This window comes from Synechococcus sp. H70.2 (assembly GCF_047462275.1).
Lineage (GTDB): Bacteria > Cyanobacteriota > Cyanobacteriia > Thermostichales > Thermostichaceae > Thermostichus.
Genome location: NZ_JANSIU010000006.1, coordinates 145,825 through 170,527 on the forward strand (window position 1 = coordinate 145,825; position 24,703 = coordinate 170,527).

General features: G+C 56.7%; 23 protein-coding genes, 1 tRNA gene and 1 pseudogene. 9 read left to right on the plus strand and 16 right to left on the minus strand.

The features are described from left to right. Nucleotides 1-159: 159 nt before the first annotated feature. Nucleotides 160-1,260: a uroporphyrinogen decarboxylase gene (gene hemE, locus NW822_RS07900; protein WP_414404070.1), complete on the plus strand. Its 1,101-nt coding sequence runs from the start codon at nt 160-162 to the stop codon at nt 1,258-1,260. Between the two features lie 182 nt (nt 1,261-1,442). Here hemE and NW822_RS07905 read toward each other — a convergent pair whose 3' ends face one another. Further along, entirely contained in the window at nt 1,443-1,865 is a 423-nt protein-coding gene (locus tag NW822_RS07905; protein WP_414404071.1) for a hypothetical protein, read from the minus strand. A gap of 674 nt (nt 1,866-2,539) precedes the next feature. Here NW822_RS07905 and NW822_RS07910 point away from each other — a divergent pair. Then, nucleotides 2,540-3,025: a transposase gene (locus NW822_RS07910; protein ID WP_414404072.1), complete on the plus strand. Its 486-nt coding sequence runs from the start codon at nt 2,540-2,542 to the stop codon at nt 3,023-3,025. A 110-nt stretch (nt 3,026-3,135) separates the two neighbouring features. Here the strand turns inward: NW822_RS07910 and NW822_RS07915 are convergent, their stop codons facing one another. Genes NW822_RS07915 through NW822_RS07945 form a run of 7 tightly spaced genes read right to left on the minus strand, consistent with a single transcriptional unit; the run spans nt 3,136 to nt 9,664 of the window. Then, nucleotides 3,136-3,588: a molybdopterin synthase catalytic subunit gene (locus NW822_RS07915; RefSeq protein ID WP_414404073.1), complete on the minus strand. Its 453-nt coding sequence runs from the start codon at nt 3,586-3,588 to the stop codon at nt 3,136-3,138. Continuing rightward, entirely contained in the window at nt 3,589-3,852 is a 264-nt protein-coding gene (locus NW822_RS07920) for a MoaD/ThiS family protein (RefSeq protein ID WP_414359954.1), read from the minus strand. An 8-nt stretch (nt 3,853-3,860) separates the two neighbouring features. Beyond that, the gene (gene moaC / locus NW822_RS07925; protein ID WP_414404074.1) at nt 3,861-4,928 is read right to left on the minus strand and encodes a cyclic pyranopterin monophosphate synthase MoaC; all 1,068 of its coding nucleotides are present in this window, start codon (nt 4,926-4,928) and stop codon (nt 3,861-3,863) included. A 4-nt stretch (nt 4,929-4,932) separates the two neighbouring features. Then, nucleotides 4,933-5,871 (minus strand): GTP 3',8-cyclase MoaA, encoded by a 939-nt coding sequence (gene moaA / locus NW822_RS07930; protein WP_414404075.1) that lies wholly within the window; start codon nt 5,869-5,871, stop codon nt 4,933-4,935. A gap of 1 nt (nt 5,872) precedes the next feature. Continuing rightward, nucleotides 5,873-7,036: a molybdopterin molybdotransferase MoeA gene (locus tag NW822_RS07935; protein WP_414404076.1), complete on the minus strand. Its 1,164-nt coding sequence runs from the start codon at nt 7,034-7,036 to the stop codon at nt 5,873-5,875. Nucleotides 7,037-7,091: 55 nt separating this feature from the next. Then, nucleotides 7,092-7,559: a nitrate reductase associated protein gene (locus NW822_RS07940; RefSeq protein WP_414335726.1), complete on the minus strand. Its 468-nt coding sequence runs from the start codon at nt 7,557-7,559 to the stop codon at nt 7,092-7,094. Nucleotides 7,560-7,585: 26 nt separating this feature from the next. Next, a complete protein-coding gene (locus NW822_RS07945; protein WP_414359966.1) occupies nt 7,586-9,664 on the minus strand; it encodes a molybdopterin oxidoreductase family protein in 2,079 nt (692 codons plus the stop codon). Between the two features lie 943 nt (nt 9,665-10,607). Here NW822_RS07945 and NW822_RS07950 point away from each other — a divergent pair. From NW822_RS07950 to NW822_RS07965, 4 genes and pseudogenes are all read left to right on the plus strand, one after another. Beyond that, nucleotides 10,608-10,886: pseudogene (locus tag NW822_RS07950) on the plus strand (hypothetical protein); the annotation flags it as partial. A gap of 80 nt (nt 10,887-10,966) precedes the next feature. Further along, nucleotides 10,967-13,174 (plus strand): phosphoketolase, encoded by a 2,208-nt coding sequence (locus NW822_RS07955; RefSeq protein WP_414359968.1) that lies wholly within the window; start codon nt 10,967-10,969, stop codon nt 13,172-13,174. 26 nt (nt 13,175-13,200) lie between these two features. Next, on the plus strand, nt 13,201-14,535 hold the full coding sequence (locus tag NW822_RS07960; RefSeq protein WP_414404077.1) for an AAA family ATPase: 1,335 nt from the start codon (nt 13,201-13,203) through the stop codon (nt 14,533-14,535). Next, entirely contained in the window at nt 14,528-15,172 is a 645-nt protein-coding gene (locus NW822_RS07965; RefSeq protein WP_414372602.1) for a Rho termination factor, read from the plus strand. The genes NW822_RS07960 and NW822_RS07965 overlap by 8 nt, the downstream gene beginning before the upstream one ends. Nucleotides 15,173-15,209: 37 nt before the next feature. On the opposite strand, the gene NW822_RS07970 is transcribed toward NW822_RS07965, so the two are convergent. Then, nucleotides 15,210-15,764 carry a GDYXXLXY domain-containing protein gene (locus NW822_RS07970; RefSeq protein ID WP_414404078.1) on the minus strand — a complete coding sequence of 185 codons (555 nt, stop codon included), beginning with the start codon at nt 15,762-15,764 and terminating at the stop codon, nt 15,210-15,212. A gap of 130 nt (nt 15,765-15,894) precedes the next feature. Between NW822_RS07970 and NW822_RS07975 the strand changes: the two genes are divergently transcribed. Continuing rightward, nucleotides 15,895-15,966: transfer RNA gene (locus NW822_RS07975), tRNA-Met, on the plus strand. A 65-nt stretch (nt 15,967-16,031) separates the two neighbouring features. Here the strand turns inward: NW822_RS07975 and NW822_RS07980 are convergent. Both NW822_RS07980 and NW822_RS07985 read right to left on the minus strand, forming a co-directional pair. Beyond that, nucleotides 16,032-16,514: a DUF29 domain-containing protein gene (locus NW822_RS07980; RefSeq protein WP_414404079.1), complete on the minus strand. Its 483-nt coding sequence runs from the start codon at nt 16,512-16,514 to the stop codon at nt 16,032-16,034. Nucleotides 16,515-16,539: 25 nt separating this feature from the next. Further along, entirely contained in the window at nt 16,540-16,983 is a 444-nt protein-coding gene (locus tag NW822_RS07985) for a DUF29 domain-containing protein (protein WP_414404080.1), read from the minus strand. A gap of 142 nt (nt 16,984-17,125) precedes the next feature. Between NW822_RS07985 and NW822_RS07990 the strand changes: the two genes are divergently transcribed. Next, the gene (locus tag NW822_RS07990) at nt 17,126-17,422 is read left to right on the plus strand and encodes a DUF2470 domain-containing protein (protein ID WP_414359976.1); all 297 of its coding nucleotides are present in this window, start codon (nt 17,126-17,128) and stop codon (nt 17,420-17,422) included. Between the two features lie 71 nt (nt 17,423-17,493). On the opposite strand, the gene grxC is transcribed toward NW822_RS07990, so the two are convergent. The 4 genes from grxC to NW822_RS08010 all read right to left on the minus strand — a co-directional run bounded on the left by grxC (nt 17,494) and on the right by NW822_RS08010 (nt 23,012). Continuing rightward, nucleotides 17,494-17,754, minus strand: a complete 261-nt coding sequence (gene grxC / locus NW822_RS07995; protein ID WP_414359978.1) for a glutaredoxin 3 — start codon at nt 17,752-17,754, stop codon at nt 17,494-17,496. A gap of 37 nt (nt 17,755-17,791) precedes the next feature. Beyond that, nucleotides 17,792-20,590 carry a DNA polymerase I gene (gene polA / locus NW822_RS08000; RefSeq protein WP_414404081.1) on the minus strand — a complete coding sequence of 933 codons (2,799 nt, stop codon included), beginning with the start codon at nt 20,588-20,590 and terminating at the stop codon, nt 17,792-17,794. 61 nt (nt 20,591-20,651) lie between these two features. Further along, nucleotides 20,652-21,476: a 1,4-dihydroxy-2-naphthoyl-CoA synthase gene (gene menB, locus NW822_RS08005; RefSeq protein ID WP_414359983.1), complete on the minus strand. Its 825-nt coding sequence runs from the start codon at nt 21,474-21,476 to the stop codon at nt 20,652-20,654. Nucleotides 21,477-21,512: 36 nt separating this feature from the next. After that, nucleotides 21,513-23,012, minus strand: a complete 1,500-nt coding sequence (locus NW822_RS08010; RefSeq protein WP_414404082.1) for a uroporphyrinogen-III C-methyltransferase — start codon at nt 23,010-23,012, stop codon at nt 21,513-21,515. Nucleotides 23,013-23,159: 147 nt separating this feature from the next. Here NW822_RS08010 and NW822_RS08015 point away from each other — a divergent pair, with 147 nt between their 5' ends. Continuing rightward, nucleotides 23,160-24,164, plus strand: coding sequence for an ABC transporter substrate-binding protein (locus NW822_RS08015; RefSeq protein WP_414404083.1), 1,005 nt, complete (start codon nt 23,160-23,162; stop codon nt 24,162-24,164). On the opposite strand, the gene NW822_RS08020 is transcribed toward NW822_RS08015, so the two are convergent. Beyond that, nucleotides 24,161-24,691: a phycobilisome rod-core linker polypeptide gene (locus NW822_RS08020; protein WP_414404084.1), complete on the minus strand. Its 531-nt coding sequence runs from the start codon at nt 24,689-24,691 to the stop codon at nt 24,161-24,163. The two genes, NW822_RS08015 and NW822_RS08020, sit on opposite strands and share 4 nt — an antisense overlap. Nucleotides 24,692-24,703: the final 12 nt, after the last annotated feature.

The window sequence follows — 24,703 nt, forward strand, 5'->3', positions numbered from 1 at the left end:
GGGATCCACGCTCTAGCCCCTCCAAGCTGCAAAAGCTTACTGGGGCTTATGGCGAGGATAGCTAGGGAGGAAAGTGCCGGGATCTCTGGAGGATGAGCTTGCGCTGTTTGTCATCTCGATGTCAGGATTCACTAAGGATCTTCACCTGCTTGGTCTTTCATGTCCCACTCACCTGCCTACCTTAGCGCTTCTCCTGCTACCAACGGCGATGGCAATCGCCTACTGCGGGCAGCCCGCGGGGAAGAGGTGGATCGCCCGCCAGTTTGGATGATGCGCCAGGCGGGCCGCTACATGGCAGCCTACCGCGAGCTGCAGAGCAAGTACACCTTCAAGCAGCGCTGTGAGATCCCGGAGCTGGCCATCGAGATCTCCTTGCAACCCTTTCGCGCCTTTGCCCCCGACGGCGTGATCCTGTTTAGCGACATCCTCACTCCCCTCGAGGGCATGGGCATTGCCTTTGAGCTGGTGGAGAACCAGGGGCCGATTATCGACCCGCCAATTCGCTCCCAGGCCCAAATTGAGCAAATCCGACCCCTAGAGCCAGAAGAAAGCTTGCCCTTTATCAAAACTATCCTCACTACCTTGCGCCGTGAGGTGGAAGGGAAGGCAACCCTGCTGGGCTTTGTTGGCTTACCTTGGACCTTGGCCTGCTACGCTGTCGAGGGGCGTAGCTCCAAAGACTATGCCTACATTAAGAGCTTGGCTTTCACCCAGCCTCAGCTTCTGCACCAGCTGCTGAGCAAGCTGGCCAATAGCATTGCCCGCTACGTGATCTACCAAATTGAGAGTGGCGCCCAGGTGGTGCAGTTGTTTGATACCTGGGCCGGGCAGCTCAGCCCCAGCGACTACGAAACCTGGGCTTTGCCCTACCAAAAGCAAGTGGTGGAGCAGGTCAAGGCTCGGTATCCCCACGTGCCGCTGATCCTCTACATCAACGGCAGCGCTGGTTTGCTAGAGCGGGTGGGTAAAGCTGGTATCGATGTGTTTAGCCTCGATTGGATGAGCGACATGGCAGAAGCCAGGGCTCGCCTAGGATCCCTGGCTGTCCAGGGCAACCTCGATCCGATGGTGTTGCTGGGATCGCCGGAGTTGATCCGCCAACGCACCCTGGAGGTGATTCAGAAGGCGGGACCCCGGGGGCACATCATGAACCTGGGACACGGGGTTCACCCAGCCACCCCTGAAGCTAATGTCCACTACTTCTTCGAAACAGTACGCCAGTCCCCCGAGCTCCTGAGGGCTGCTTCGCAAGCCCTGTGAACCACCCCCCAGCTGCAGCTTGCTTCCGCAAAGCAGTAGCCGGGGCTCTTGAGTAGCCCTGCAATTGACAAGCCAGCCACGAGTTTGCAAAGGCAGCCCCCCAGAGCGCTCACCTTTGCCCTGTTGGAGTCTGCCTCCTCTTGAGATCTCTCCCGTCCGCAGAGCTCAGCCAGTCATTACCCTCAATCAAGCTCGAAAGAGCCGCCCTCCTCTTCCAGCCTCCAGCTTGCTGCCAAGGCGTCTGCCATTGCCGCCTGCAACGCGCGAGTATCCGCCCACAGTTGCGCGGGATCCGACAGCGGATCCGACAGAGGCACCAAACGCAAGATGCGGTTCTCCCGAACCAAGTCAATGACCACGCTGGGCCGTTCCGTGTCCCCCTCTGCTAGCTCCGCGGGGGAGGGATCGCGTAAGCAGGCGTAGTCAAAGCTGTTGAGGTTTAGGTAAAGGCTGCGGTTGGCCACCAAGGTAGCTGCGGTTGCATCCTGAAATACCTCCATCACATAGCCCTCCCCCTGCCTTTGCACCTGACCCTCGACAATATCGAAGTAGCGAACCCGCCCCAAATCCGACAAAAGACGGTAAATGTCACGCTTGTTAACCAAAATTCCGTTATCTACGATACAGGGGGCCCAAGGACGAGTGTCTGTCATGGGGCAGTTGGTCTTGAGGAGCAAGCGGATTGACAACAGCCAAGAAGCAATTAGAAGTAATGCTCAACAACAGCTAACCAATCATCGCAAATCCTCTAGAAAATAGCAATCCCCCACAACTCTCAGACTGGAGCAAACAAAACCCGAGAGCCTCAGCCAACCAAGATGAGAAAAGGCTTAGCTCTGCCCTCCCTCGAATGTACCACAGCTTTCCAAAAAGGGGCACAGATCTCCTCCTTCAAGTATCTCCAAGGTAAAGGACAAGGGAAGCTGGTCGATAGCCAGCAAATTTTCACCTGTATATTGGGGGAAAATAGGCAGCTAAAGGGTTTGAGACACTAGATATTGTAGGTAATGGTGGGGACAGCCCATTGAGACCGAACCTCTGCCCCAGGATGGCTCCCGGCTATCCCTTTCATTTGCCCGGAAAGTGATGCGCGAAGGCCCCTAGCTTTAGCTATGGGGATGAAGCGCTGTTTTTCTTATCCGCTCGAGCATGTGATGTTGCATGCTAGCTAGGGAAGCCAAGCTACTCAACGGAACACCAGAGCAGTACCAAGCTCTGAATGAGGCCATTCGTATCCTTTGAATACAAGCAGTCGGGGTGGAAACTTTCACCTGACGGGATGGCCATCACCTTCACCGACGGCAACCAGGCAGGTACCTTTGCCTTGTACTGCAACGGCAAAGCCAGACAGCTTATCCTCGGCTCCAAGATCAACTGGGTGCGGGTGGTGCGCAGAGCGGATGGATACTACGCCCAGTTCTGCCTGGACAGAGAGCGCTGGGCCCAGGGCAAGTACACCGGCCAGGTGGTGGGTCTCGATCTGGGGCTGCACCACTTCTACACCGACCGCAAGGGGAACACGGTAGATTGTCCCAAGTTTTTGCGCCGGAGCGATAAGCGGCTGAAAAGACATCAACGCAAGTTGAGCAGGATATTCGTCAAGGGAGCTGAGCGGAACTTCTACCAGAAATGGAGAAAGAGGTTGGGCAAGGTACACCTGAAAGTCCAGCGCCAGCGTAGAGACTGGGCTATGAAGCTGGCCCGGTACGTGGTGCTCGCCTCTGGCGGTGCAGAGCGCTTTGTCGAACAACGTCGTGGCGTATGAGGATTTGCAGGTGAAGAACCACCGCTTGGCCAAGTCCATGCTAGAGATCCCCACACTGCTCTTGGTTCAAACAATGACACTCTCTAACGCCAGCCTAGAAAGCCTAGAAATTATTCATCAAATGATTGTTCGAATAGCGAGGGTGTTTTTTGGCACAAAACCCACTGCGGTTCCTCTTCACGATAGTACTCTTTTTTCCAGATTGGCAGCCGATGCTTGATGGCATTGATGATGTAGCGTGTTCCAGCAAAGGCAGCAGCTCGATGGACAGCGGTAGTACCAACCCACACTGCGATGTCGCCAATCGCAAGATGGCCCTGACGGTGACAGGCGATAGCGCCACAGAGATTGAACTTAGAGCAGGCCTCCCGGAGGATCCTTTCGCCCTCCTTCTCGGCGAGGATTTCATAAACTTCGTACTCTAAGCTGAGAACAGTCCTTCCCCTGTTGTGATTGCGTACCCAACCCTCGAAGGTTACGAGGGCACCCGCTGTGCTATCGGCAAGTAAGCGGCTGAGCTCGATTGTTTGGATAGCAGTGTCACTAATCAAAAACCGCAGCATCTAACCTCCACAGACTGGCGGAATAAAAATTACGAAGGCGTGGTCGTCAACCGGACTAGTTAGGTCACAAAATTCGTGATTGACAGCAACTTTAATATCTTTCGCTGCCAGTGGGAAGCCATACTTTGCCTTCACCTGCTGATACAACTCCAGGTAGCTTGATGCATTGGTTTGGAGCACTTCTCTACTTCGTTGAGCCTGCTCCCTCAGCATCGCCACATACTGGATAGTTACAGTTTTGGTCAGGATGGACTGAGTTGTCATAGTTTCGATTACCTTGGGCTTAAAAGACGTTCAAAGGCAGCATACTCCTCTGGGGTATTGACGTTCATCAGTTCGGCCTCACAGTCAGGAGTGACTAGGGTACAGGGTTGGCTGCCAAGGACTTTAACAGGGCAGTATACCCCGGCTGCATAGGCAGCCCTCAGCACTGCTGCAGCCTGAGGAGTATAGATTGCACAGAGAGCCTCTGGAAAGCCAAGTTTGGGGTTAGCATAACAGGTCACCACCGTTTCAGCTTGATAGTGCTCCATTAGCTTTTGGATTGTCTTTGCTTGCAGATTGAGGAGATCGCAAGCAACAACTAACCAGTTAGCTTCGGGATGGGTGTTCAGGGCAGTCAGCAGACCACTGATTGGGCCAACGCTTTCTACTTGATCCGGCAGCGTGGGCAGCAACTCCAGTGGCGTACCCAACCACTGACCGGCACGCGCTGATAGATAAACTCGCTGGCAGTAGGGTTGTAGCAATTCATAGAGATAGGCAGCATAGGGTTTGCCAGTGTGGTTCAGCAGAGCCTTATCCCGGCCCATGCGCTTGCTCTGACCCCCTGTGAGTACCAGACCGTAGAGAGGACGCTCCAGGAGGGCGTTTTTGCCGCCGGACTTGGTCACTAGGCGGGTGTCTCGAATACAGATGTGGGGTGACACCGACTTGCACATGTCGTAGATCGTCAGCGCCGCTACCGAAGCACCACAGAGGGCCTCCATTTCAACGCCTGTTTTGGCGCTAGTTTTGACAGTGCAGTGAATAGTTACAAGCAAACGATCATCAATTTTGATATCAAAGGTGCAGCTCTCGACGGGAATCTGGTGACAAAAGGGGATCAGTTGCTCAGTCTTTTTAACAGCCATAGTACCCGCGATAACTGCTGTCTGAAACACCACTCCTTTCTCAAGGTAAATATCTTGACCAACAATATATGTACTCAAAGCAGGCGGCAATTGAACTATTGCTTGAGCTGTCGCTACTCGCAAAGATGCAGATTTGTTACTGACATCCACCATCTGCGGTTGGCCCTGAGCATCAAGATGCGCCCATACACGATCAGCCTCACCCATAGATCTAGCCCCCTAAACTGTACATCGGATGTAAAACCTGCTCGATCCTGCGCATTGGCTTCATCCCTAAAAGCTGTTGATAAATCTGTCGGCGTTGTTCTGGTGTCACATCACGGATTGGCAAGCCGTTTTCGGTAAATAGGCAAGCAAAAAGACGTCCATCGGCGGTCAAGCGCCAGCGCGAGCAGGTGCTGCAGAAAGGTTGCGACTCGGAGGCAATAAATCCGATTTTGGCAGCCCCATCGACTGTGAAGTAGAATGCTGTAGAATCGGGTACCGTCGGCAGCTGGGTTAGGGTATAGCGTTCCTTTAGGCGAGCAATACACTCTTGTGCTGAAATGTAGCGCTCATCATAAATATGGTTGGCATAGCCAATCCGCATCAGCTCCAAAAAGCGAACTGTCACACCTGTCTCGCGAGCAAATTCAACAAAATCAAACAGCTCATGATCGTTGACGCCGCGCATCAGAACTGTGTTGAGCTTGATGCTAAACCCCTGAGAAATACCCTCCCGGATATTACGAAGAATATCGGCAAGGCAGTCTCGGTGTGTGATCCAGGCTTCAGTAGCAGGCTGAAGGCTGTCGAGACTGATGTTCAGATTATGAACATTGGCAGCTTTAAGGACATCCCAGTAGAGGTGCAACAGCAGTCCATTAGTCGTGAGGCTGAGGGAGGGAATTTTCAGCTCAGCAAGCCCCTGCATGATTTCGGCAAACTCGCGCCGAACCAGGGGTTCGCCACCTGTGATACGAACTTCCTCGATGCCATAGTCCAGCAGCTCACCGATAATGTCTTTGTATTGCTGCGGACTTAGATAGCTGCTTTTGTCCATGAACTCAGGATACAGGGGCATACAGTAGCGACAGCGCAGGTTGCATTGATCGGTCAGGGAGACCCTCAGCTTGCGAATGCGGCGGTTCCATTGATCAACTAGTTGCATCCTAGTACCAGGGATAGAATAAAAAGACTTCGCCAGCCTTAAAGACCACTTGATCTTGGGGGAGCTCTACAAAGCCATCGCTGGTTGCCAGAGCAACAAAGTCGCCAGAGCTCTGAGGCATGATTAGTGTGAGGGCTTGGTTGCTACCAAGCTTGGCAGGTACAAAAAAAGTGAGATTAGGCTCAAAGGTAATGGTCTCACCCAGATAGCCGGAATAAACGGTGCGGTTCAGCAGATAGCGATGCAGACACACAAGAGCTGAGACAGGATTGCCTGGTAGCCCCCAGACAATGGTGTTAGCTTGATGATCAATGCCAAACCACATCGGCTTGCCCGGTTTTTGGGCGACACCGTGAATATAGGCAGTAACGCCACAATGTTGCCAAATTCGAGGTAAGTAGTCGCGTTTTCCCTTCGAGATACCGCCGGTGTAAATCAAGAGGTCATAGCTTTGGGTGTTAGTTTGGTAGTGGGCGATAATGCTAGCCGGCTCATCGGGGATGTGGTCAATCTCGACCTCGGTGTAACCGTAGGCGAGGAGAGCAGCTCTGAGGGCGTAAGCGTTGGAGCATCGCAGTTGATAGGGTGTGGGAGTTTGCTCGATGGAGACCAATTCATCACCTGTGGCTACAAGTTTGATGCGGGGAGCTGCTTCGACTTGGACATGGCTGTAGCCGAAGGAGGCTAGAATGCCGATATGAACGCTCTTGAGGGTAATGCCGGGGTGGAGAACGAGTGCCCCTGCGATGCAGTCGCTGCCTTGTCGATGAATAAAATCACCTCTGCTGCGCTCAACTTCATAGGTGATGGTAGCGACTCCCTGCTCGATACGAATCTGCTCGTAGGGGACGACAAGATCGCTACCCAGCGGCAGGGGACAGCCGGTCATCACTTCGAAGCACTGCTGCGGGTCGGCCAGCGTGGCAGCGCTTACCCCAGCGGCAGCCATGCCCGCAACCCTAAAGCGGCGCTGCCCAGCGGCATAGGCAGCGTAGTTAATGGCAATGCCGTCCACCATGACGCGGTTAATCGGCGGGTAGTCACGATCGGCATAGATCGGCTCAGCAAGAACCCGGCCTGCGCACTTCGCGATTGGGATCGACTCGGTTCTAGGTGGCAGCCACTGGGCTTTGATAACGGCTTCAGCTTCTTGGACGCTGATCATAAGCGCTGAAAGTAAGGCCAACGAATGGAGTGTCCGAGTATGAGCTGCACCTACCCTAGCAGCGCTTATCTTGGCTCCAGGGTGAGGAGAATTCCTGAAAGGCAGGTACAAAGTTACGGTTTTCGTGCTTGGAGCAACTAAGCTTAATGAGGGCAAAGCGCTGCAAGGGCGTTAGCTTTTGCCACAGCTCAAGGGTCAGCACAACCCCCCTGGCTGCTGCTTGCTCAAGGACGCTGGCAGGGATTGCGGTGGCATCTTCCCAAGCCGGTTTTGGATCAACAGGCAGCTCACTAGCTTGTTCTTGGCAGACATTTTCAATAAGGTGAATCAGGTACTCGCGGTAGGCAGCACGGTCGGCAGCAGTATCAGTTGGTCGGTCAATCAAGCTTTGGCGCTGCTGACGACTAAAACGCAGCCACTGATGTAGTTTGAGTTTGATGCCACACTGATCCAGCTTCAAGCGCACAACCATAGGGATGCAGCGGAGGCTATCGGCAAAGTCTTGCTCGAACTGAAAGATCATCGCGTTACCCAAGACATAAAGTGGGCTTAGATTGACAGGGGTTCGATGCGACGAAGTCTGACGGCACAGGCTTTAAGTTCAGGTTGCTTCGAGCTAGGGCAGGCAACCGAGTGAGTGAGGGCATTGCAGGCGGCATCTTCACCCCACAATGGTCCCCAATGCATCGGCATAAATACCGTGCCGGGGCTGATCGCCCGGGTTATTTTAACCGGAAGGGTAGCCTTGCCTCGCCGTGATTCAACCCTTACCCAGTCGCCCTCGGTGAGCCCTAACCTGTCAGCATCACGGGGGTGAATCTCGAGAAAAGGCTGGGGGTGCATTGCTCGAATTTTGGCTACATGGCCAGTACGGGTTTGGGTGTGCCAATGGCCATAGAGGCGTCCTGTAGTGAGGACATAGGGATAGTCGGGATCCGGTGGTTCGGCAAGGCCGTGTGAATGACTGGCGATGAAACGAGCGCGACCTGTAGGCGTTGGAAAGTGGTGATTGGTATAGAGGTTGCGGGTCTCGATTGGTCCAGTACGGGGATAAGGCCACTGTTGGGGGCCTTGGTGCAGGAGCTCATGACTGAGGCCAGAAAGATCACAGGGACGCCCAGCAGTAAGACCGACATATTCGGCAAAAACTGCTGCGCTATCGGCAAAGCTAAACGCCTTGGCAAAGCCCAGACGGCGGCCTACTTCCGCCCAAATTTCCCAATCAGCCCGTGCTTCACCGGGGGGATGGCGCCACGCCGGACAGAGGGTAACGCGGCGCTCGGAGTTGGTCATGGTGCCCGTTTTTTCACCCCACTGAGCAGCAGGCAGCACCAGATGCGCGTAGGCAGTGGTTTCGGTAGGAAAGTAGGCATCTTGGACAATCGTGAAAGGCGATCGCGAGAGCGCTGCTGCTACCCGGTGCAGGTCGGGCAAGCTCACCAGCGGGTTGGTGGCGGCAATCCAGAAAACATCCAGGGCGTCAGCCTCCAGAGCGCGAATCATCCCGAGAGCATCGAGGCCAGGCTCAGGATTGATTGGGCCAAGCTGCCAATACTGCTCCACAGCAGCGCGATCTTCCGGGTTCGTAACCTTGCGATAGCCGGGCAAGAGGTGGGCCAAGCCACCCGCCTCTCGGCCGCCCATGGCGTTAGGCTGCCCCGTCAGCGAGAACGGCCCTGCCCCCGCAAAGCCTATTTGGCCAGTGAGCAAATGGAGATTGATAAGACTTGTAACCTTGGCAGTACCTTCGCTGGACTGGTTAAGCCCCATTGACCACATGGAAAGGGTTTTCCGGGAGTGCTGCCAGAGTCGAGCGACGGCAATTACATCCTCAATTTCTATGCCGCAGCGACTAGCCACACGCGCAGGAGTGTACTCGGCCACCAGAGCTGCATAGGTCTCAAAGCCTTCGGTGTGTTGGGCAATGAAGTCGTGGTTGATGGCCCCCCACTGAATGAGTAGATGGGCAATACCATTGAGCAAATCAATGTCGCTGCCTGGAGCAATCCCAAGATATAGATCTGCACCCTCAGCCGTCTCGGTACGGCGGGGATCCACAACCACCACCTTCAAACTCGGGTCGCTCTTGTGGCGCTTGCGTAGGCGATTGAACAAAATTGGGTGGCACTCAGCGGTGTTAGTGCCGATCAAAAAGGCAAGCTCACAGCTATCGAGGTCAGAGTAGCTACAGGGAGGGCCATCTGAACCCAAGCTTTGGCAGTAGCCCTCCACGGCAGAGGACATGCAAAGGCGCGAGTTGCTGTCAAAGTTATTACTGCCCAGGCAGCCCTTGAGTAGCTTTTGAGCAACGTAATAATCTTCAGTATGCAACTGCCCTGAACCATAGATCGCAATTCGCTCGGGGCGACTCTGGCGAATGCGCTCCACGATCAAATCCAGCGCTTGATCCCAGCTAATCGGCTGAAAATCATCGCGGAGGCTGGAGCGATAAAGAGGCACGGTGGCACGGTTGTGATCAAGGGTTTCGAGAAGGGTGGCACCCTTAACACAAACCATGCCTTGACTGGAGGGATGAGACCGATCCCCACGAATTCTTGTGCCGCCAGCCAGAATTTCCAGGCCACAACCAACCCCGCAGTAGGGACAGAGGCTACGCACGTTATCCATTGCTGATTCTCATCTGAAGCTGGTTTACTCCTCCTGGGCAAAGTGACGGTGGAGAAAGTCGAGGACTTTGTTGCTTGGGTTGCAAAGCTTGGGTGCCGCAGGGATCCCAACAGCCAAGCGGGCAAGGGCGCGGCCATGCTCAAGCCCTTCACGCAGGCCAATATAGGGGTTTCGCCTCCAGATCTTTGGTAATGTGTGCTACCGTTTGTTACCTATTATGCAGTTATGTCATCTTAAAATGCTCATTCAGCATAAAAGGTGCTTTCTGCTCCAGATCAGCCCTCAAACTCAGCAAGCGATAGCTAGATTGAGCAGCAACGGGCCGGCCGCCCTTGGCTCAAGGAGGCATCCCTTACCTACAAATCGCTTCTGATGAAACCTGCTGCCTCAGGGATCCATAGCTTCATCCAAGTCACAGTGTCCACTTGGATGTCGAGGCACATGTGAGCTACAGATTTAACCGTCCACCCTTCCTGCTTGCTGCCAGGGTCAATGCCCACAGCAAGGGGCTAAGTTTTGCAGTCAGATAGTTTTGCGTTCAGATGCACGCAGAACACTCCCCTTTTCCAGAAGGGAGCAGCTTTGCCGCTCCTAATCCGCCACCGAGCACAGCTAGTTGACCCTCCCTCGACTGAAGTCGGGAGATTCCTAAGTAGCCCACAAACGGACTTGTAAAGGTGTTGTCAAACCGCCCTTAGACAGTCCCTCGAGGCAAAGCCCCAAAGTTCTGCTTACTTTTCTCAGTAGGTTAGCCGCAGCGTTAGCATCAGCGTTCACTAACCACCCTTTGGCTGTTTGGCACAGTCCCCGCTTTATCCACTTCCCAGATGCTTGCCACCGGTCGGGTCTTTCACCGTAGTTAGGTAGCTCATCCCTATCCAAGAAACTTGCCTGGGAAGTGTACACCTCGTCTACCTCAATGAACTCAATACCATAGCGTCCTGTAAGAGACCACTACTCCCGGTTGAGGGCTCCTCTTCAACACAAAGCCAGTCAGGGCACATGCAGTTCACGGCGCAGGTGCCGGCAACCGTTGCAACGGCTGTCTGGCAGGGAGAGGCGCTTTCAAGCGTGGGTGGACCACTGCATCTCCACTGGCGTCAGCGGGACGGAGTCGTTTGTGATTGCGCTCTTGGGGGCTGCCGCAAACCAGCCCAGAGGTCCGTGGTTGGCTTGTCAACTGCAGGGCTACCAAGAGCCCGTACTTTATACGTCAGCATGAGTGCGGGTAGTTTACAACATCCAAAAGGCCCTATCAGGTTTAAAGTGAGGAGTAACCCGACAAAGAGTGAGGCTTGGCCAATGACGCTGGCTCAGGAGGCAATTGCCCAAATCCCTGCCTTTTGCCAAGGGATCCAATACTTTGGGGATCCCTGGCCGGAATTTGATCGCCTAGGCCAGGAACCTGCAGTCGATGCTGCCACAGGCAAGCTGCGGGATCCCGGCAGTCCCATGGCTGCCTACCAAACTTTGCTCTATGCCGATGCGCTGCGCTACCTCACCCTGCAGATGACGGCCAGCAAAGCCTCGGGCCACCCAGGGGGCTTTGCCAGCCAGGCGGAGGCCTACGCCGCTTTGGTGTACTTGGGCCAGAAGAATATCCCCACCGAAGTGGGCCACCACGCCCCCGGCTTCTATGCCGCCATGTTCTTGGATGGATCCCTGGCCGAGATGGGCATCCACACCGTCTCTGACTTGCAGGCTCGCTTTCGGGAACGGGAAGGGCTGCTGGGGCACCTCTCTGGCTACATCCCTGGCTTGCTGGCGCCGGCAGGGCCCCTTGGGCAGGGGCAGCACTTTGCCATGGCCGCTGCTTTGCTTTACCCGGATCGCCTCTTTCCTGTCACCATCGGCGATGGGGGGCTGGGGGAGCCCTACGTGATGAGCTCCATGATCCACTTTCACACCGCCTTCCCGCAGCGCACCAACTTCCTGCCGGTGCTGGTCTGGAATGGCTACAGCCAAGAGCACCACAGCATGATCTCCACCCTCACCAACGCCCAGATGGTTGAGTACTGGCGGGGCAACGGCTTCGAGGAAGTGGTGCTGGTGGATGCTAAGGAATTCGACGATGCCCAGCAGCCTGGCCCCTATGTGGACAGCACTCTCTTTTCCCTGGAAGCCCGCTTGGCCTTTGCCCAGAGGGTACTGACCGAAATGGAGCGGGCCATTCAGGCAGCTCTAAGCGGCCACCTGACGGTTTTCATCCTCAAGCAACTGAAAGGGGCGGGCGTGCACGCCAAGGGATCCAAATCCCACAACCTCTACGCCCACCATACCTTGGATAACCCCGACATTGTGGCTGCTCTGCAAGCGCGGGCGCTGCATCCGGCAGCTTGGGCCCTGGTGCGACAAAACTGCGAGCGGGCTGCTGGGGGGCCGGCAGCCAAGGTGGTGGTCACTGAGTCTATCCGGCCTCTGCCGCCGCTGGGATCCCTCAACTTGACGGAGTTTCCCCTGGGCGATAAGCAAGTCTCCACCACGGCCATTGGCGCTCTAGTGGTGCAGGTAGGGCAGAAAGACCCTGACTTTCTGGTGGCCAACGCGGACGGCAACGAGGCCTCCGGCCTTGCCAATGTCAACCAGGGCCTGAAAGTCATCCACCCCACGGTGGATCCCCTCTACAACCAACAGCCCCAGGGCCAGGTTTACGAACCCCTTAGCGAAGATGCCTGCGCTGGCCTGACGGGGGGCCTGGCGCTCTTCGGCGGGCGCTCTCTCTGGTGCTCCTATGAATCCTTTGCCGTCAACGGACTGCCCATCTGGCAGACGGTAACCCAGGCGATGGCGGAGCTGCGCCGCCCCACCCCTTCCGCTATTGCCCTCTTCACGGCTGGAGCATTGGAACAGGGACGCAACGGCTGGACCCACCAACGTCCGGAAATCGAGGCCTATCTAGCGGCCATGATGCGCAACGGCAACATCTTCCCCCTCTTTCCCCCCGACGCCAACTGTGCCCAAGTCGCCTACGAGTGGGCCCTATCGACCTTCAACAAAGGGATCCCGATCTTTGCCAGCAAAACCCCCCTGCCCATCCGCACCACCCTGGAACAAGCGCGCCAAGCCGTGGAGCAGGGCTGCACCGTGCTCCAGGAACTGCCTGGATCCCGCACTGTGGTCTTTGCTGTGGTGGGGGATATGATCCTCCTGCCAGTCTTTGCGGCGGCTGACCAGCTCAAGGCCCAGGGGATCGGCAGCAAAATTGTTTCGGTAGTCAACCCTCGCCGTCTCTACCGCCCTAGCGATATAGCCTGGTCCACCTGTGCCCAACCCGATGGGGAGTTCATGTCTGACCAGGAGTTTGCCGCCTGGTTTGCCGGCGAAGCCCTTATCGGCGTGACTGGCGGATCCAGCCTGATGTTGGAGCCCCTGTTGTTGCGCTACACCGGCCCGCGCGATATTTTTGCCTGGAAACGCGGCGAAACCACCGCCACCCCTGCCGAACTCATGGACTACAACGGCCTAACGGCCCAGGCACTCGCGGAGAGGGCAAAGCAACTGCTAGACTGAGGGGCACATTGGGATCCCTTCAGTCTATGACCAGTGCTATCCCCCTCCGAGAGAAGCTTGAGAGGATATCCCCCACCGAGGGCAAGGAGCAAGTCATTGTCCAACATTTCGCTATCCCCTTGCTCCATGAGCTAGGCTTTGGAGACCTGGAGATTAGGCCTGAGTTTGAAACAGGGTGCGGAGAAGTAGACTTTGCGGCTAGAAAAAACACACAACATACAGACATCTTCTTCAACTCTAGGAAAAACCCATACCTTCTCTTGGAAGTTAAGTCCAGGACAGTCAATCTTAGTGAGGGATTCGCTGCCTATAGAGATGCAGTAGATCAAATAAAAAGGTACTTGCTTGGAGAGCATAGCAAATCAGCAAAGTGGGGAATAATCACCAATGCAAATTACATCCAGCTCTGGAGGAGGCACGGGAAGGTTGTTCACCCTGTTACAGCAAACCTTGCTATCAACCTGGATAACATTGAGAACATCGTGCATGATTTACGAAACAAGATAGAAAACTACGAGCGTGCTTTGACCATATGTGTGTACAACAATAAAGGCGGTGTGGGCAAAACAACAACGGTTATTAACCTTGCAGGAGCATTAGCATATAAAGGGAAAAAAGTCTTAGCTGTTGACTTTGATTCCCAAGGAGATTTGACAAGAAGCTTGGGAGCTACTCCTGGAAAAGTTACACTAACGCAGTGTTTAAAGGATCCCAGGATAGACGTCCACACGATTGTTCAGACATATAGGCTCAAGACACCTAAGGGAATAGTTCCCGTCTTCAACCTCATCCCAAGAGACCCTGAGCTGGAGACACTGACCAACAGTGACGCTGCAGCCTATATCCAGAAAGGAACCAGGCGCCTTCGGGATCTGCTTGCCCCCCTTCGTCGTGAGTATGACTACATCCTAATCGACTGCCCAACTCAGTGGCTTTACTTCAGCCAAAGTGGGCTTTTTGCTGCCGACGTTATTTTGATACCTACCCGACCTGACGATCTGTCTTCTTTAAATAATGCTGTTAGAGTAATTACCAAATTCATTCCAGAAACTGTTAAATCACGACATGACGGAGGCCCCATCGCTTTGCCTATCTTTTTTAATGGCGTCTCCTCGAAAAATCAAAACGCTATCAAACTGGCAAACGAAGAAATACAAAAGCTTATTAAGCAAGAGAAAGATATGGACTTAACCCCGTATTTCCGACTGCTCCTTAAAAAGGGCAATGAAGACAAATGCATTATACCCGACTATGCACTGATATCTTCTGCCACTTTCGCTCGAATTCCTGCTGTTTTTAGGGACAAAAGGATTTTAGAATACTACCAAAGTCTCGCCGGCGAGTACTTTATCGATGAGTGAGTTCTCCGATCTCGGCAAGCTGGTTAACTTACCCCTTGAGAGCATCATGCCTGCCGAGGGGTTTTCTGCTCCCTCTTTCCTGGTTACTGCAGCAGCCGCTCAGTTAAGGGCAACAGGAGGGCGCAACTGGGTGCCGCTGCTAGTGGTTGAAGCTGGCGACTACCAGTACAAGGCCGTTGGCAACCATTTTGTCTATGCAGTTGCTCAAGAAGCAGGGCTGGAGAGGCTCTGGTGTATCATTGTTGACCCAGCTCCGGAGCAGGTGGAGCAGGCCCAAGTTCTCGCCAGAGAAAGGGTTCCGAAGGTCAATCTGACTGAGGCTTCTAGGGAAACTATCTTGGCTGCGCTGAGATACCTGGCTGAGCAGCCCGGCACTCCGCTTAAGGGAGTTGATGTAACCACTGCAGCCGCGCGAATTGCGGAGGCGGATAGGAGCTGGTGGCAGGATCTAACTCCCATAACCAAGCTAGGATGCAGAATTACGCGAGGCAAAAAGTTGGATGCTCTGAAGGAGGTATTTTTCCTAGCTCCTACAGCACCACCTCCTAGTAAGAAGAAATCGTCTAAAAAAACCACGACATCCGCCAGCGTCAAGAAAACAAGCTCAAGTCGCTCGCGGAAAAAGAAAGAGGGCTAAAAGGGATCCTCCCCCCACTGCAGAACAAGGCCGGCCTTTAGTACCGCCGTTCCCCCGCCCAAAGACCCACCAGAGCTGCTTTGCCCCAGGGATCCACCTTCACCTCTGCCCGCAGGGTTTCTGGGCGGTGGCGGATTGCTTCTTCCAGAACCTCTCCCAGCGCTTCTGGAAGGAAAAACTCTTCGATCCCAAACCTGAGCTGCCACCCATCGAACCAACCCTGCAGGACAACTTCCCCAGGCCGCAGATCCCTGGGTCGGTCGCGACTGATGCCAACGGCCTGCCAAGGTTGAGCAGGATCCCCGGCAGGAGGGGCCAAGCGCAGGTAGAGGATCCCTGGCTTACGGAGCTCAGGGGACCAGCCGGGCAGTTTCTTCAGAGTGGAAAGTTGGGCAACGGCATAGCTCAAGGTTACGTAGCGGCCCCGCAAGGGGTCGTAGGGATCCCGAGGAGCAATTTGCAAGTAGATGAGGGTTCCCGTGGCAAGGGTAAGTGCCTTCCGTGTCGGCAGCAGCGCAACCAGGCTTACCTGCAGCAATAGGGCCAACCAGAAGAGGGATCCCTTGAGAGGCCGAGGAGAGGGCGTCTTCATTACAGCACGGTTCTAGGTGGCTTGCTGGAACAAGTTACCCCAAGCTGTGGAGGAAGTTATGCCTGTGGGGATCCTCTTTCAGGGCAGACTTTCCAGCCATAAAGATGCTATCCTAGTTGAGTGTCTTCTCGGCTCAGTAGCTCAGCGGTAGAGCGGGGGACTCATAAGCCCTGGGTCGCGTGTTCAAATCACGCCTGAGCCATCTCTAGCAAGGCTTTGGTTGCAGCCTTTGGAGGCCAGGTTGAGCTGGAGCCCCAGCTTTCGCTCTCAGGTTGCAAGAGGCGGCATTTCCAAGGGCGAGCCAAGCCCCTTGAGCGATCCCGATCCCGGATAAAAGCCGAGATCTAGCACCTGCTCAAGGGTGTAGGGACACTCAAAGGGCAGCTCCTCTTCCGAGAGCGGCGTTTCTTTCACCACCAACAGGATCCCGTCTTGGTAAGCCTCTGGCAGAGCTACCAAAAGCTCAGGCTTGAGGCTGGGACTCTCTTTGAGCAATCGCTGGATTTGGCGACGTTGTTCGCTAATAGTTGCCCGCCAACTTTTGCCGCGAAGCTGGGGCTGGAACTGCCATTTGAGGAGGTGCCCCAGCAGGATCCCCAAGCGATTGACCAATTCGCGGCGCTCTTGCCTGCCCAAAGCCTCGATTTCCTCTGCTAGATGGACAGTATCCAACTGCTGCAACTGTCCTGCCCGCAGCAGCGCTGCCTGCTCCTGAGTCCAGGCATAAAAGTCGCGCTCGTAAAGCTGCATACTCACTCCTGGCGCAATCTGGCAGTTATTCTTCAGGGTAAAAGTTGGGATCCATCGCCTGCTCAAAAGTGTAGGGGCACCGGTCAGGCAGATCCTGCAGAGAAAGAGGCGTTTCTCTCACCACCAGGAGCAGTCCTTTTCGATAGGCCTTTTCCATCGCTTCAGTTAGGTAAGCTTTGAGGCTAGGGCTCTCCGCAATGAGCTCCTGGATATCCTGCCGCTGTTCGATGATCGTGGCTTGCCAACTTTTGCCGCGAAGCTGGGGCTGGAACTGCCATTTGAGGAGGTGCCCCAGCAGGATCCCCAAGCGATTGACCAATTCGCGGCGCTCTTGCCTGCCCAAGGCCTCGATTTCCTCCGCCAAATGCCCAGTATCTAGCTGCTCCAGCCGGCCCGCTCGTAGCAGCGTCGCCTGCTCCTGGGTCCAGGCATAGAAGTCGCGCTCGTAAAGCTGCATGTCCACCCCCATCTGGGCGCTGCCCGGGTATCAACCAATCCTACTGGCTCTAGGAGAAACAAGTGGCTGGGCGCGGGGGAGCTGGCCTGCCTTTAACTGCCGCTGGAGCCAAGAGTCCGCTAGACTAAAATCTGGACATCCCTTTTGCAACTCTATGGCCGACCCTCTCACCCCTCAGGTTAGCGAGCGCATCTGCAAGCACATGAACGAAGACCACGCCGATGCCCTGGCGCTCTATGCCAAAGTCTTCGGCCAAGTGGAAGGGGTGACGCAGGCTCGCATGCAGGCCATTGACTCAGAAGGGATGGACCTGCAGGTAGAGGTAGACGGGGCCCTACGAACCCTGCGCATTCCCTTTGATCACCCTCTCAAAGATTCTGAAGATGCCCACCACACCCTGATTGCCATGCTGAAACAGGCCCGTGCTCGCCTCCGGCAAGCCAGTAGCTAATCTGGGCCTGGCAGCAAAAAAGGAGAAGACCCCGGCACCGGCTAGCCAGCCGAGGCCGGCAAGAGACGGGTCTAGTGAGCTTGCTGCAGGAGCAGGTCCAACTTGCCCTGGGCCTCAAGGGCATAGAGGTCGTCGCAGCCGCCGATGTGCTGGTTGTTGATGAAAATCTGGGGCACCGAACGGCGCCCGTTGGCCCGCTTAGCCATCTCCGCTCGCGCCGCCTCATCCCCATCAATGGCGTATTCGATGTACTTGACTCCCTTGCGGTCTAGCAGTTGCTTGGCGCGAATGCAAAAAGGGCAAAAACGCCAGGTGTAGATCTCAACAGCCATAGGGAGATAACGAACGCTTTCACATAGCTTAACATTCTTAGTTGGCCTCCTTCCAGTTGTGGCCAATTTGAATATCCACCACCAGCGGTATGGAGAGGGGCACCGCCCCTTCCATTTCTCTTTGAATGAGGGGCTGTAAGTCCTGCCATTCTGAGGGCTCTACTTCAAATACCAGCTCGTCGTGAACCTGCAACAGTAAACGCGAACGAAAGTTCTGGAGCTTTTCCTGCAGGCGCACCATAGCTACTTTGATAATGTCTGAAGCGGATCCCTGAATGGGGGCATTCACAGCAGCCCGCAGCTCGGCTTGTTTGCGGTGGCCCGATAGCTGAGACAAATTGGGGAAATAGCGGCGGCGACCCAGGATGGTTTCCACATAGCCGTGTTCTTCCACAAAGGCTTCGGTGGCGCGGAGATAGGAAAAAACGCCAGCATAGCGCTCATTAAATCGCTGCAAGAACTGCTTAGCTTCTGCCAGCGATACTCCTGCCGTGCGGGCAAAACGCTGGGCTCCCATGCCATAGATCACGCCATAGTTAATCGTCTTGGCAAGGCGGCGTTCCTCACTGGTTACCTCTTGCTTTTCAAAGAGCAAGCGAGCGGTTAGGGTATGCACATCTTCCCCGGAGCGAAAGCACTCAAGGAGGGTTGGCTCTTGGCTGAGGTGGGCCAGGATGCGCAGCTCAATTTGTGAGTAGTCAGCCGAGGCCAACAGCCATCCCTCCTGGGGAATGAAGGCCTGGCGAATGCGGCGGCTAAACTCGCTGCGGATGGGGATATTTTGCAAATTGGGGTTGGAGGAGCTGAGCCGGCCAGTGGCAGTAACGGTCTGGTTAAAGTTGGTGTGCACCCTGCCTGTATCGCGTCTTACCAGAGCTGGCAGTGCATCCACATAGGTGGATTTGAGCTTGGCCAGGGTGCGGTACTGGAGAATAGTTTCAATAACTGGGTGATCCCCTTCCAGCTTCTCTAAAACAGAAGCGTCGGTGGAGTATCCGGTGGCTGTCTTGCGAGTTTTTCGGACATCTAGCTTGAGCTTTTCAAAGAGTAGGGATGCCAGTTGTTTGGGAGAGTTGAGGTTAAAGACCTCCCCCACTTGGGCATAGGCCTTTTGCTCCAGGCTTTGTAGCTCTTTTTCCAGCTCCTGAGAAAACTGCTGGAGAAACTCAGTGTCGATACGGATGCCGACCCACTCCATTTCTTCCAAAACATGAGCCAAGGGCAACTCCACCTGGATAAAAAGATTCCAGAGGCGTGGGTCAGTCTGTTGCAGCTTCTCGGTGAGGATAGGCACCAAGCGATAGGCGCAATAGGCATCGGTGCCGCAATATTCTGCCACTTTGGCAATGGGCAGATCGGCAATGGACTTTGCTTTGCCCAGCAACTTTTCGTAGCTGGTGGTGGGCAAATTTAAATAGCTAGCTGCCAAGTCGGCCAAGTTGTGGCTGGCCTCTGGGTTGAGAACGTAGCTGGCCAGCATGGGATCAAATTGGATCCCTTGTAGGCGGATGCCATGGGCGCGAAAAATACTGAGATCATACTTGCAATTTTGCAGGCTTTTGGGCCGATTGGGATCCTCCCAAATGGGCTTTAGGCTCTGCTTAACTAGGTTCCAGTCCAGGTTGGATCCCTGGCGGTGACCAATGGGCAAATAGGCAACATCCCCCTCTGACCAACAGCAGCCAATTCCCACCAGTTGGGCGTCGCGGGGATCCAAACTCGTGGTTTCCGTATCCCAGGCTACGATCCCCGAACAGGCCAACAGCTCTTGCCGCAACAGCTCCAATTGCTCTGGGGTATCCACAATGCGCACTGCCGGCAGAGAAGGGGCGGGAGCAGCGGCAAAATCAAACCAAAGGGCCTCGTCGTAGGCAGAGCCATCCCCTTCAGCTTCTAGGGAACCTGTCCTGGCTGCAGTTGCCTGAGGGGGGATCCCGCCCAAGGTAGCCTGGAGTTTCCGCACTTGAGCAATGAAACTGCGAAACTCTAGTTTCTCCAGCAGCGGCAGCACTTCCTCTGGGTCAAAGCCGGTCAACCTCATGCCCTCCCAGTCAGGCACAAGGGGGACGTCGCAGTGAATCCGAGCCAGAAATTGGGAGTGCCGGGCCGCCGTGATCCCTTCCCTAAGGTACTGCTGGACTTTGCCAGGGATCTCCTCCAAATGGTTGAAAATCTCCTCCAAGCTGCCATAGCGCTGCAAGAGCTCTGCCGCTCGCTTGGGGCCAATCCCCTTGACGCCGGGAATGTTGTCGGAGGGGTCACCACAGAGGGCTTTGTAGTCGACCACTTGCCAAGGCCAGATGCCCAATTTCTCTTTGACCTCTTGGGGGCCAAATTCGCTGACGCGATCCTTGCTGTTGAGGTGCAAAACCCTAATTCTTCCCTCGCGGTCAATCAATTGAAACAGGTCCTGGTCACCGCTTAAGATCTGCACTCGATACTTTTGGGGAACAAGCCTACAGAGAGTCCCCAGAATATCGTCGGCCTCAAAGCCGGGCACTGCCAAAATGGGAATGCGCAGCGCCGCCAACACCTGCTGGAGGTTCTCCACATCTTCAAGAAACTCCGGCGGCGTTTCCGGGCGGCCTGCTTTGTAGGTTTCATCAGCCTCGTGGCGAAAGGTGGGCTGCCGGGTATCAAAGGCAACAGCTACATGGGTGGGGGGGTACTTCTCCAGAACCTCCAGCAGCGATTTCAAAAAGCCAAAGCTAACGCTCGTCGGGATCCCGGTGGAGGTGCGCAGGCCCCCCTCGCGGCTGTGGGCAAAGGCGTAAAAAGCGCGGTAGGCCAAGGAGTGACCATCGACCAAGAGCAGCGTCGGCGTGGGTGCAGCCATCGGCTTAGACCAGGAACTAAGTCCAGCCTAAGGGATCCCGACCTGGACAGGGAGCCGCTCCCTAGGGCCGCCAGGGAAACTGGCGAAAGTTAGGAGGGCGCTTCTCCAAGAAGGCGCGTTTGCCTTCGGCAGCTTCCTCGGTCATGTAGTACAGCAGCGTCGCGTCCCCGGCTAGCTCCTGCAGCCCCATCTGGCCGTCGCAATCGGCGTTGAAGGCGGCCTTGAGGCAGCGGATGGCCAGGGGACTGTGCTGGAGGATCTCCCGCGCCCAGCGGATCCCTTCTGCCTCCAGTTCCTCCACGGGCACCACCGCATTGACCAGGCCCATCTCCAGCGCCTGCGCGGCTGTGTACTGGCGGCAGAGGAACCAGATTTCGCGCGCCTTTTTTTGCCCCACCACCCGCGCCAAGTAGCTGGCCCCAAAGCCGCCGTCAAAGCTGCCCACCCGCGGCCCGGTTTGGCCAAAGATGGCGTTGTCGGCGGCAATGGTTAGATCGCAGATGAGATGCAAAACATGGCCCCCGCCAATGGCGTAGCCGGCCACCAGCGCAATCACCACTTTGGGGAGGGAGCGGATGATGCGCTGCAGATCCAGGACATTGAGGCGGGGAACGCCTGCCTCGTCTAGGTAGCCGGCCTCTCCGCGCACGCTCTGGTCGCCCCCAGCACAGAAGGCATATTTTCCATCCGTATGCGGCCCGGCGCCTGTCAGGAGCACGACTCCAATATTGGGATCCTCCCGCGCATCCAGAAAGGCATCAATCATCTCGGCAACCGTCTTGGGGCGGAAGGCGTTGCGCTTGTGGGGGCGGTTGATGGTGATCTTGGCAATGCCGTCGGTCTTCTCGTAGAGGATGTCTTCGTAGAGCTTGGCCGTCTGCCACATGGTGTCTAGCGTTCCAACTGACCTCCCATTATCCCGCTAGGGGACAGTCTGCAGGAGGGATCCCACCAGCCCTTCCAGGGTGTACTCCTGGGCCACCACATCTACCCGCCCCAAGATCTGCCTGCAGGTTGCCGCCGTTTTGGGGCCGATGGCCGCAATCTGCACCGGCGGATCCCAGACTTCAGGGCCCAGGCCGGCCTGGTGGAGGAGATGGGCAAAATGCTGCACGGTTTTGGAGCTGGCAAAGGTGAGGATATCCACCTGGCGCTCCTTGAGGGCAGCCACCACCTGGGGATCCGCCGCTGCCGGACAGGCCGACTGGTAGGCCGCCACCTCCACCACCTCGGCTCCGCGTTGCCGCAGCCCCTGCACCAGCTCCTCCCGTCCTCCGGATTCGACGCGGGGAAAGAGGATGCGCTGCCCCTGCACTGGCTCCGGCCAAATAGGCAGCAGGGCTTCGGCCACAAACTCAGAGGGCAGCAAATCTGGGCGGATGCCGTACTGGGCCAGTACCGCCGCCGTTTTGGATCCCACCACTGCCACTTTCAGAGAGTAAAGAGCCCGGCTATCTCGCCCCTGCTGCTGCAACCGCTCGAAAAAAGCCTGCACGCCGTTGGCCGAAGTCAGGAGCAGCCAATCGAACTTTTCCAGGTCGGCAATGGCTGTATCCAAGGGATCCCAGCTTGTAGGCGGCTGGATGACCAGGGCGGGCATTTCCAGCACCCGCGCCCCCTGAGTCTGCAGCAGCTCGCGCAAAGCTGGCGACTGCCCCTCAGCCCGGGTGACCAGCACCGTTTTGCCTGCCAAAGGAGCCGGTGGCGGTAACGGTGGGATCCCCGGCAAAAACTCCTGCCGCAGCCGCACCCCCTCGCCCACCACCAGTAGGCCAGGCAGCTTTTCCGGCTCCAACCCTTCCCCCTCTTTCAGCTCTGCCAGGGTGCCCACCCAAACCTGCTGCTCCGCCTGCCCTGCCCCCCAGATCACGGCGGCGGCACGCTCCGGCGGGATCCCAGCTTGCCTCAACTGGGCCGCAATCTGCTGCCGCTGCCGGGATCCCATCAAGATCACCAACGTATCCAACTGGGCCAAAGCGCCCCAGGGCAGGGCCTCCAGCTCGTGGGCGGTCAGCACGGCAAAGGCACGGCTCAAGTGCTTATCAGTCAGAGGGATCCCTGCCCACAAAGGGCCGGCCAGGGCCGACGACAAGCCTGGCCAAATCTCAAACGGGCAGCCCGCCTCCCGCAGGGCCTGCACCTCCTCGCGGGCACGGCCAAAGATCAAGGGATCCCCCGCCTTGAGGTGAACCACCTGCTTGCCCTCTCGGCAGCGCTGGATGAGCCAGCGGATGCCCTCCTGCAAACTTGCTGCTTCGGAACGTCGCCACACCTGTGCCTGGGGGGGCAACTCCGCCAACAAGCGCGCGTCCACCAGCTCGTCCACCCAAACGGCCTCAGCCCGCCGCAGGATCTCCAGCGCCCCTTGCGTCAGGCCGGCCCGCCCGCCCAGCCCCGCCCCCACCAGATACACTTTGCCCATGCTGCTGCACCCCTTCTCTTGCCCTCTACCTGTTGATCCTGCCGCAAAAGCGGGATCCCGCCTGCTTGGCAACTCTTCCTCCAAGCTGAGGCAAAAACCGCCTGCTTGCGAGATACTGAAAGCGTTGCAGTCTGAGGATCCCTGCCCATGGCTCGTGTGACTGCAGAGCTCTGGCCCCGACGGCGCTTTCTGGCCAGTGGAGCTGCTCTAGTGGCAGCGGCAGCGGGATCCCGCCGCTCCAGATCCCGGCCCCTGCGCTTAGTCACCAACTGGTACGCCCAGGCAGAACACGGCGGCTTTTACCAGGCCCTGGCCCTGGGCATCTACGCCGACTACGGCCTGCAGGTGGAAATCCGCATGGGGGGAACGGCGGTTAACGTGCTGCAACTGCTGGCCGGAGGAGCGGCGGACTTTGTCCTCGGCGGCAGCTCCGACGCCCTAGCGGCTCTGCAGTCAGGGATCCCCGTGCTCACCGTGGCCGCCTTTTTCCAGAAGGATCCCCAGTGTCTTTTGGCCCATCCGGGCGTGGGCATCGAGCGCCTGGAGGACTTGCGGGGCAAGCCCATCTGGGTCTCTCCGGGAGCCAACCTTACCTACTGGCCTTTCTTGCGGGCCAAGTTTGGCTTTACCGACGCGCAAAAGCGCCCCTACAACCTCAGCCTCACCCCCTTCCTGCTGGACAAACACTCTGCCCAGCAGGGCTATGTCACCTCCGAGCCCTTCCGCGTGCGCCAGGAGGGCGGCTTTGATCCGGTTGTCTTCCTGCTGGCCGACTACGGCTATTCCCCCTATGCCACCACGCTGGAGACTACCCGCCCCTTTGCCGAACAGCACCCGGAGGAGGTGCGAAAATTTGTGGCCGCCTCTATCCAGGGCTGGCAGAGCTACCTGGAGGATCCCCGTCCCGGCAACCGCCTCATCCGCCAGGACAACCCCAACATGAGCGAGGCCCTTCTGGCCTATGCCCACCAAGCCCTAAAAGACTACGGCCTCCTCACTGCCGGCGACGCGGCCACCCTAGGGATCGGCGCCATGACCCACCAGCGCTGGCAGACCTATTTTCAGGAAATGGTGGCCCTGGGAATTGTCGAAGCTGGCCTGAATGTCCGCCAGGCCTACACCCTTGAGTTCCTCCCCAGCCCGAGCGCCTAAGGGATCCCACCTCCCTCCATCACCGCCAAGCTCTGCAGCCGCGGGGATCCCTGCATCGCCAGCTCATGGCGCCGGGGCATCTGCTCTGTCAGCAGGTAGGCCCGGGGCAGATGGCCGCTCAGCCGCTGCCGCCGGTGGGGCAGTTGGTCGTTGCCAAAGCTGTGGCGGTACTCCTCCGAGTCGATAAAGGCATTGACCATGGCCTGAAAGCCCTGGCGCACCAGAATGTTGTGATAGGCCGCCACCTCCTCCTTGCTGGCGGGGGCCCGTCCCAAAAAGTGCTTAAAACCCTCCTCCACGCAGCGGGTGTTGCAGCCGGCACTGAAAAAGAGCTGCCGGTAGAGCCGGGATCCCCCAATTTGGCGAACCAAGCGCTTGATCCCAATCCGACCCCCCAGAAAGTCCTGCTCGATTTTTTCCAGCTCTCCTGCCTTCTCGTGCTGGTAGGGCTGGCGTTCCAAAAGCTGTTGGTAGGCGGCCCGCAACAGGTTTTGCAACGTTTGCGGATCCCGCTGGCGCAGTTCCATAGCGATAGCTCC

Excerpts from the sequence above, each read along its gene's own strand:
- hemE (WP_414404070.1), top strand. The coding sequence starts at position 160 with ATGTCCCACTCACCTGCCTACCTTAGCGCTTCTCCTGCTACCAACGGC.
- NW822_RS07910 (WP_414404072.1), top strand. The coding sequence starts at position 2,540 with ATGGCCATCACCTTCACCGACGGCAACCAGGCAGGTACCTTTGCCTTG.
- NW822_RS07915 (WP_414404073.1), bottom strand. The coding sequence starts at position 3,588 with ATGCTGCGGTTTTTGATTAGTGACACTGCTATCCAAACAATCGAGCTC.
- NW822_RS07920 (WP_414359954.1), bottom strand. The coding sequence starts at position 3,852 with ATGACAACTCAGTCCATCCTGACCAAAACTGTAACTATCCAGTATGTG.
- moaC (WP_414404074.1), bottom strand. The coding sequence starts at position 4,928 with ATGGGTGAGGCTGATCGTGTATGGGCGCATCTTGATGCTCAGGGCCAA.
- moaA (WP_414404075.1), bottom strand. The coding sequence starts at position 5,871 with ATGCAACTAGTTGATCAATGGAACCGCCGCATTCGCAAGCTGAGGGTC.
- NW822_RS07935 (WP_414404076.1), bottom strand. The coding sequence starts at position 7,036 with ATGATCAGCGTCCAAGAAGCTGAAGCCGTTATCAAAGCCCAGTGGCTG.
- NW822_RS07940 (WP_414335726.1), bottom strand. The coding sequence starts at position 7,559 with ATGATCTTTCAGTTCGAGCAAGACTTTGCCGATAGCCTCCGCTGCATC.
- NW822_RS07945 (WP_414359966.1), bottom strand. The coding sequence starts at position 9,664 with ATGGATAACGTGCGTAGCCTCTGTCCCTACTGCGGGGTTGGTTGTGGC.
- NW822_RS07955 (WP_414359968.1), top strand. The coding sequence starts at position 10,967 with ATGACGCTGGCTCAGGAGGCAATTGCCCAAATCCCTGCCTTTTGCCAA.
- NW822_RS07960 (WP_414404077.1), top strand. The coding sequence starts at position 13,201 with ATGACCAGTGCTATCCCCCTCCGAGAGAAGCTTGAGAGGATATCCCCC.
- NW822_RS07965 (WP_414372602.1), top strand. The coding sequence starts at position 14,528 with ATGAGTGAGTTCTCCGATCTCGGCAAGCTGGTTAACTTACCCCTTGAG.
- NW822_RS07970 (WP_414404078.1), bottom strand. The coding sequence starts at position 15,764 with ATGAAGACGCCCTCTCCTCGGCCTCTCAAGGGATCCCTCTTCTGGTTG.
- NW822_RS07980 (WP_414404079.1), bottom strand. The coding sequence starts at position 16,514 with ATGCAGCTTTACGAGCGCGACTTTTATGCCTGGACTCAGGAGCAGGCA.
- NW822_RS07985 (WP_414404080.1), bottom strand. The coding sequence starts at position 16,983 with ATGGGGGTGGACATGCAGCTTTACGAGCGCGACTTCTATGCCTGGACC.
- NW822_RS07990 (WP_414359976.1), top strand. The coding sequence starts at position 17,126 with ATGGCCGACCCTCTCACCCCTCAGGTTAGCGAGCGCATCTGCAAGCAC.
- grxC (WP_414359978.1), bottom strand. The coding sequence starts at position 17,754 with ATGGCTGTTGAGATCTACACCTGGCGTTTTTGCCCTTTTTGCATTCGC.
- polA (WP_414404081.1), bottom strand. The coding sequence starts at position 20,590 with ATGGCTGCACCCACGCCGACGCTGCTCTTGGTCGATGGTCACTCCTTG.
- menB (WP_414359983.1), bottom strand. The coding sequence starts at position 21,476 with ATGTGGCAGACGGCCAAGCTCTACGAAGACATCCTCTACGAGAAGACC.
- NW822_RS08010 (WP_414404082.1), bottom strand. The coding sequence starts at position 23,012 with ATGGGCAAAGTGTATCTGGTGGGGGCGGGGCTGGGCGGGCGGGCCGGC.
- NW822_RS08015 (WP_414404083.1), top strand. The coding sequence starts at position 23,160 with ATGGCTCGTGTGACTGCAGAGCTCTGGCCCCGACGGCGCTTTCTGGCC.
- NW822_RS08020 (WP_414404084.1), bottom strand. The coding sequence starts at position 24,691 with ATGGAACTGCGCCAGCGGGATCCGCAAACGTTGCAAAACCTGTTGCGG.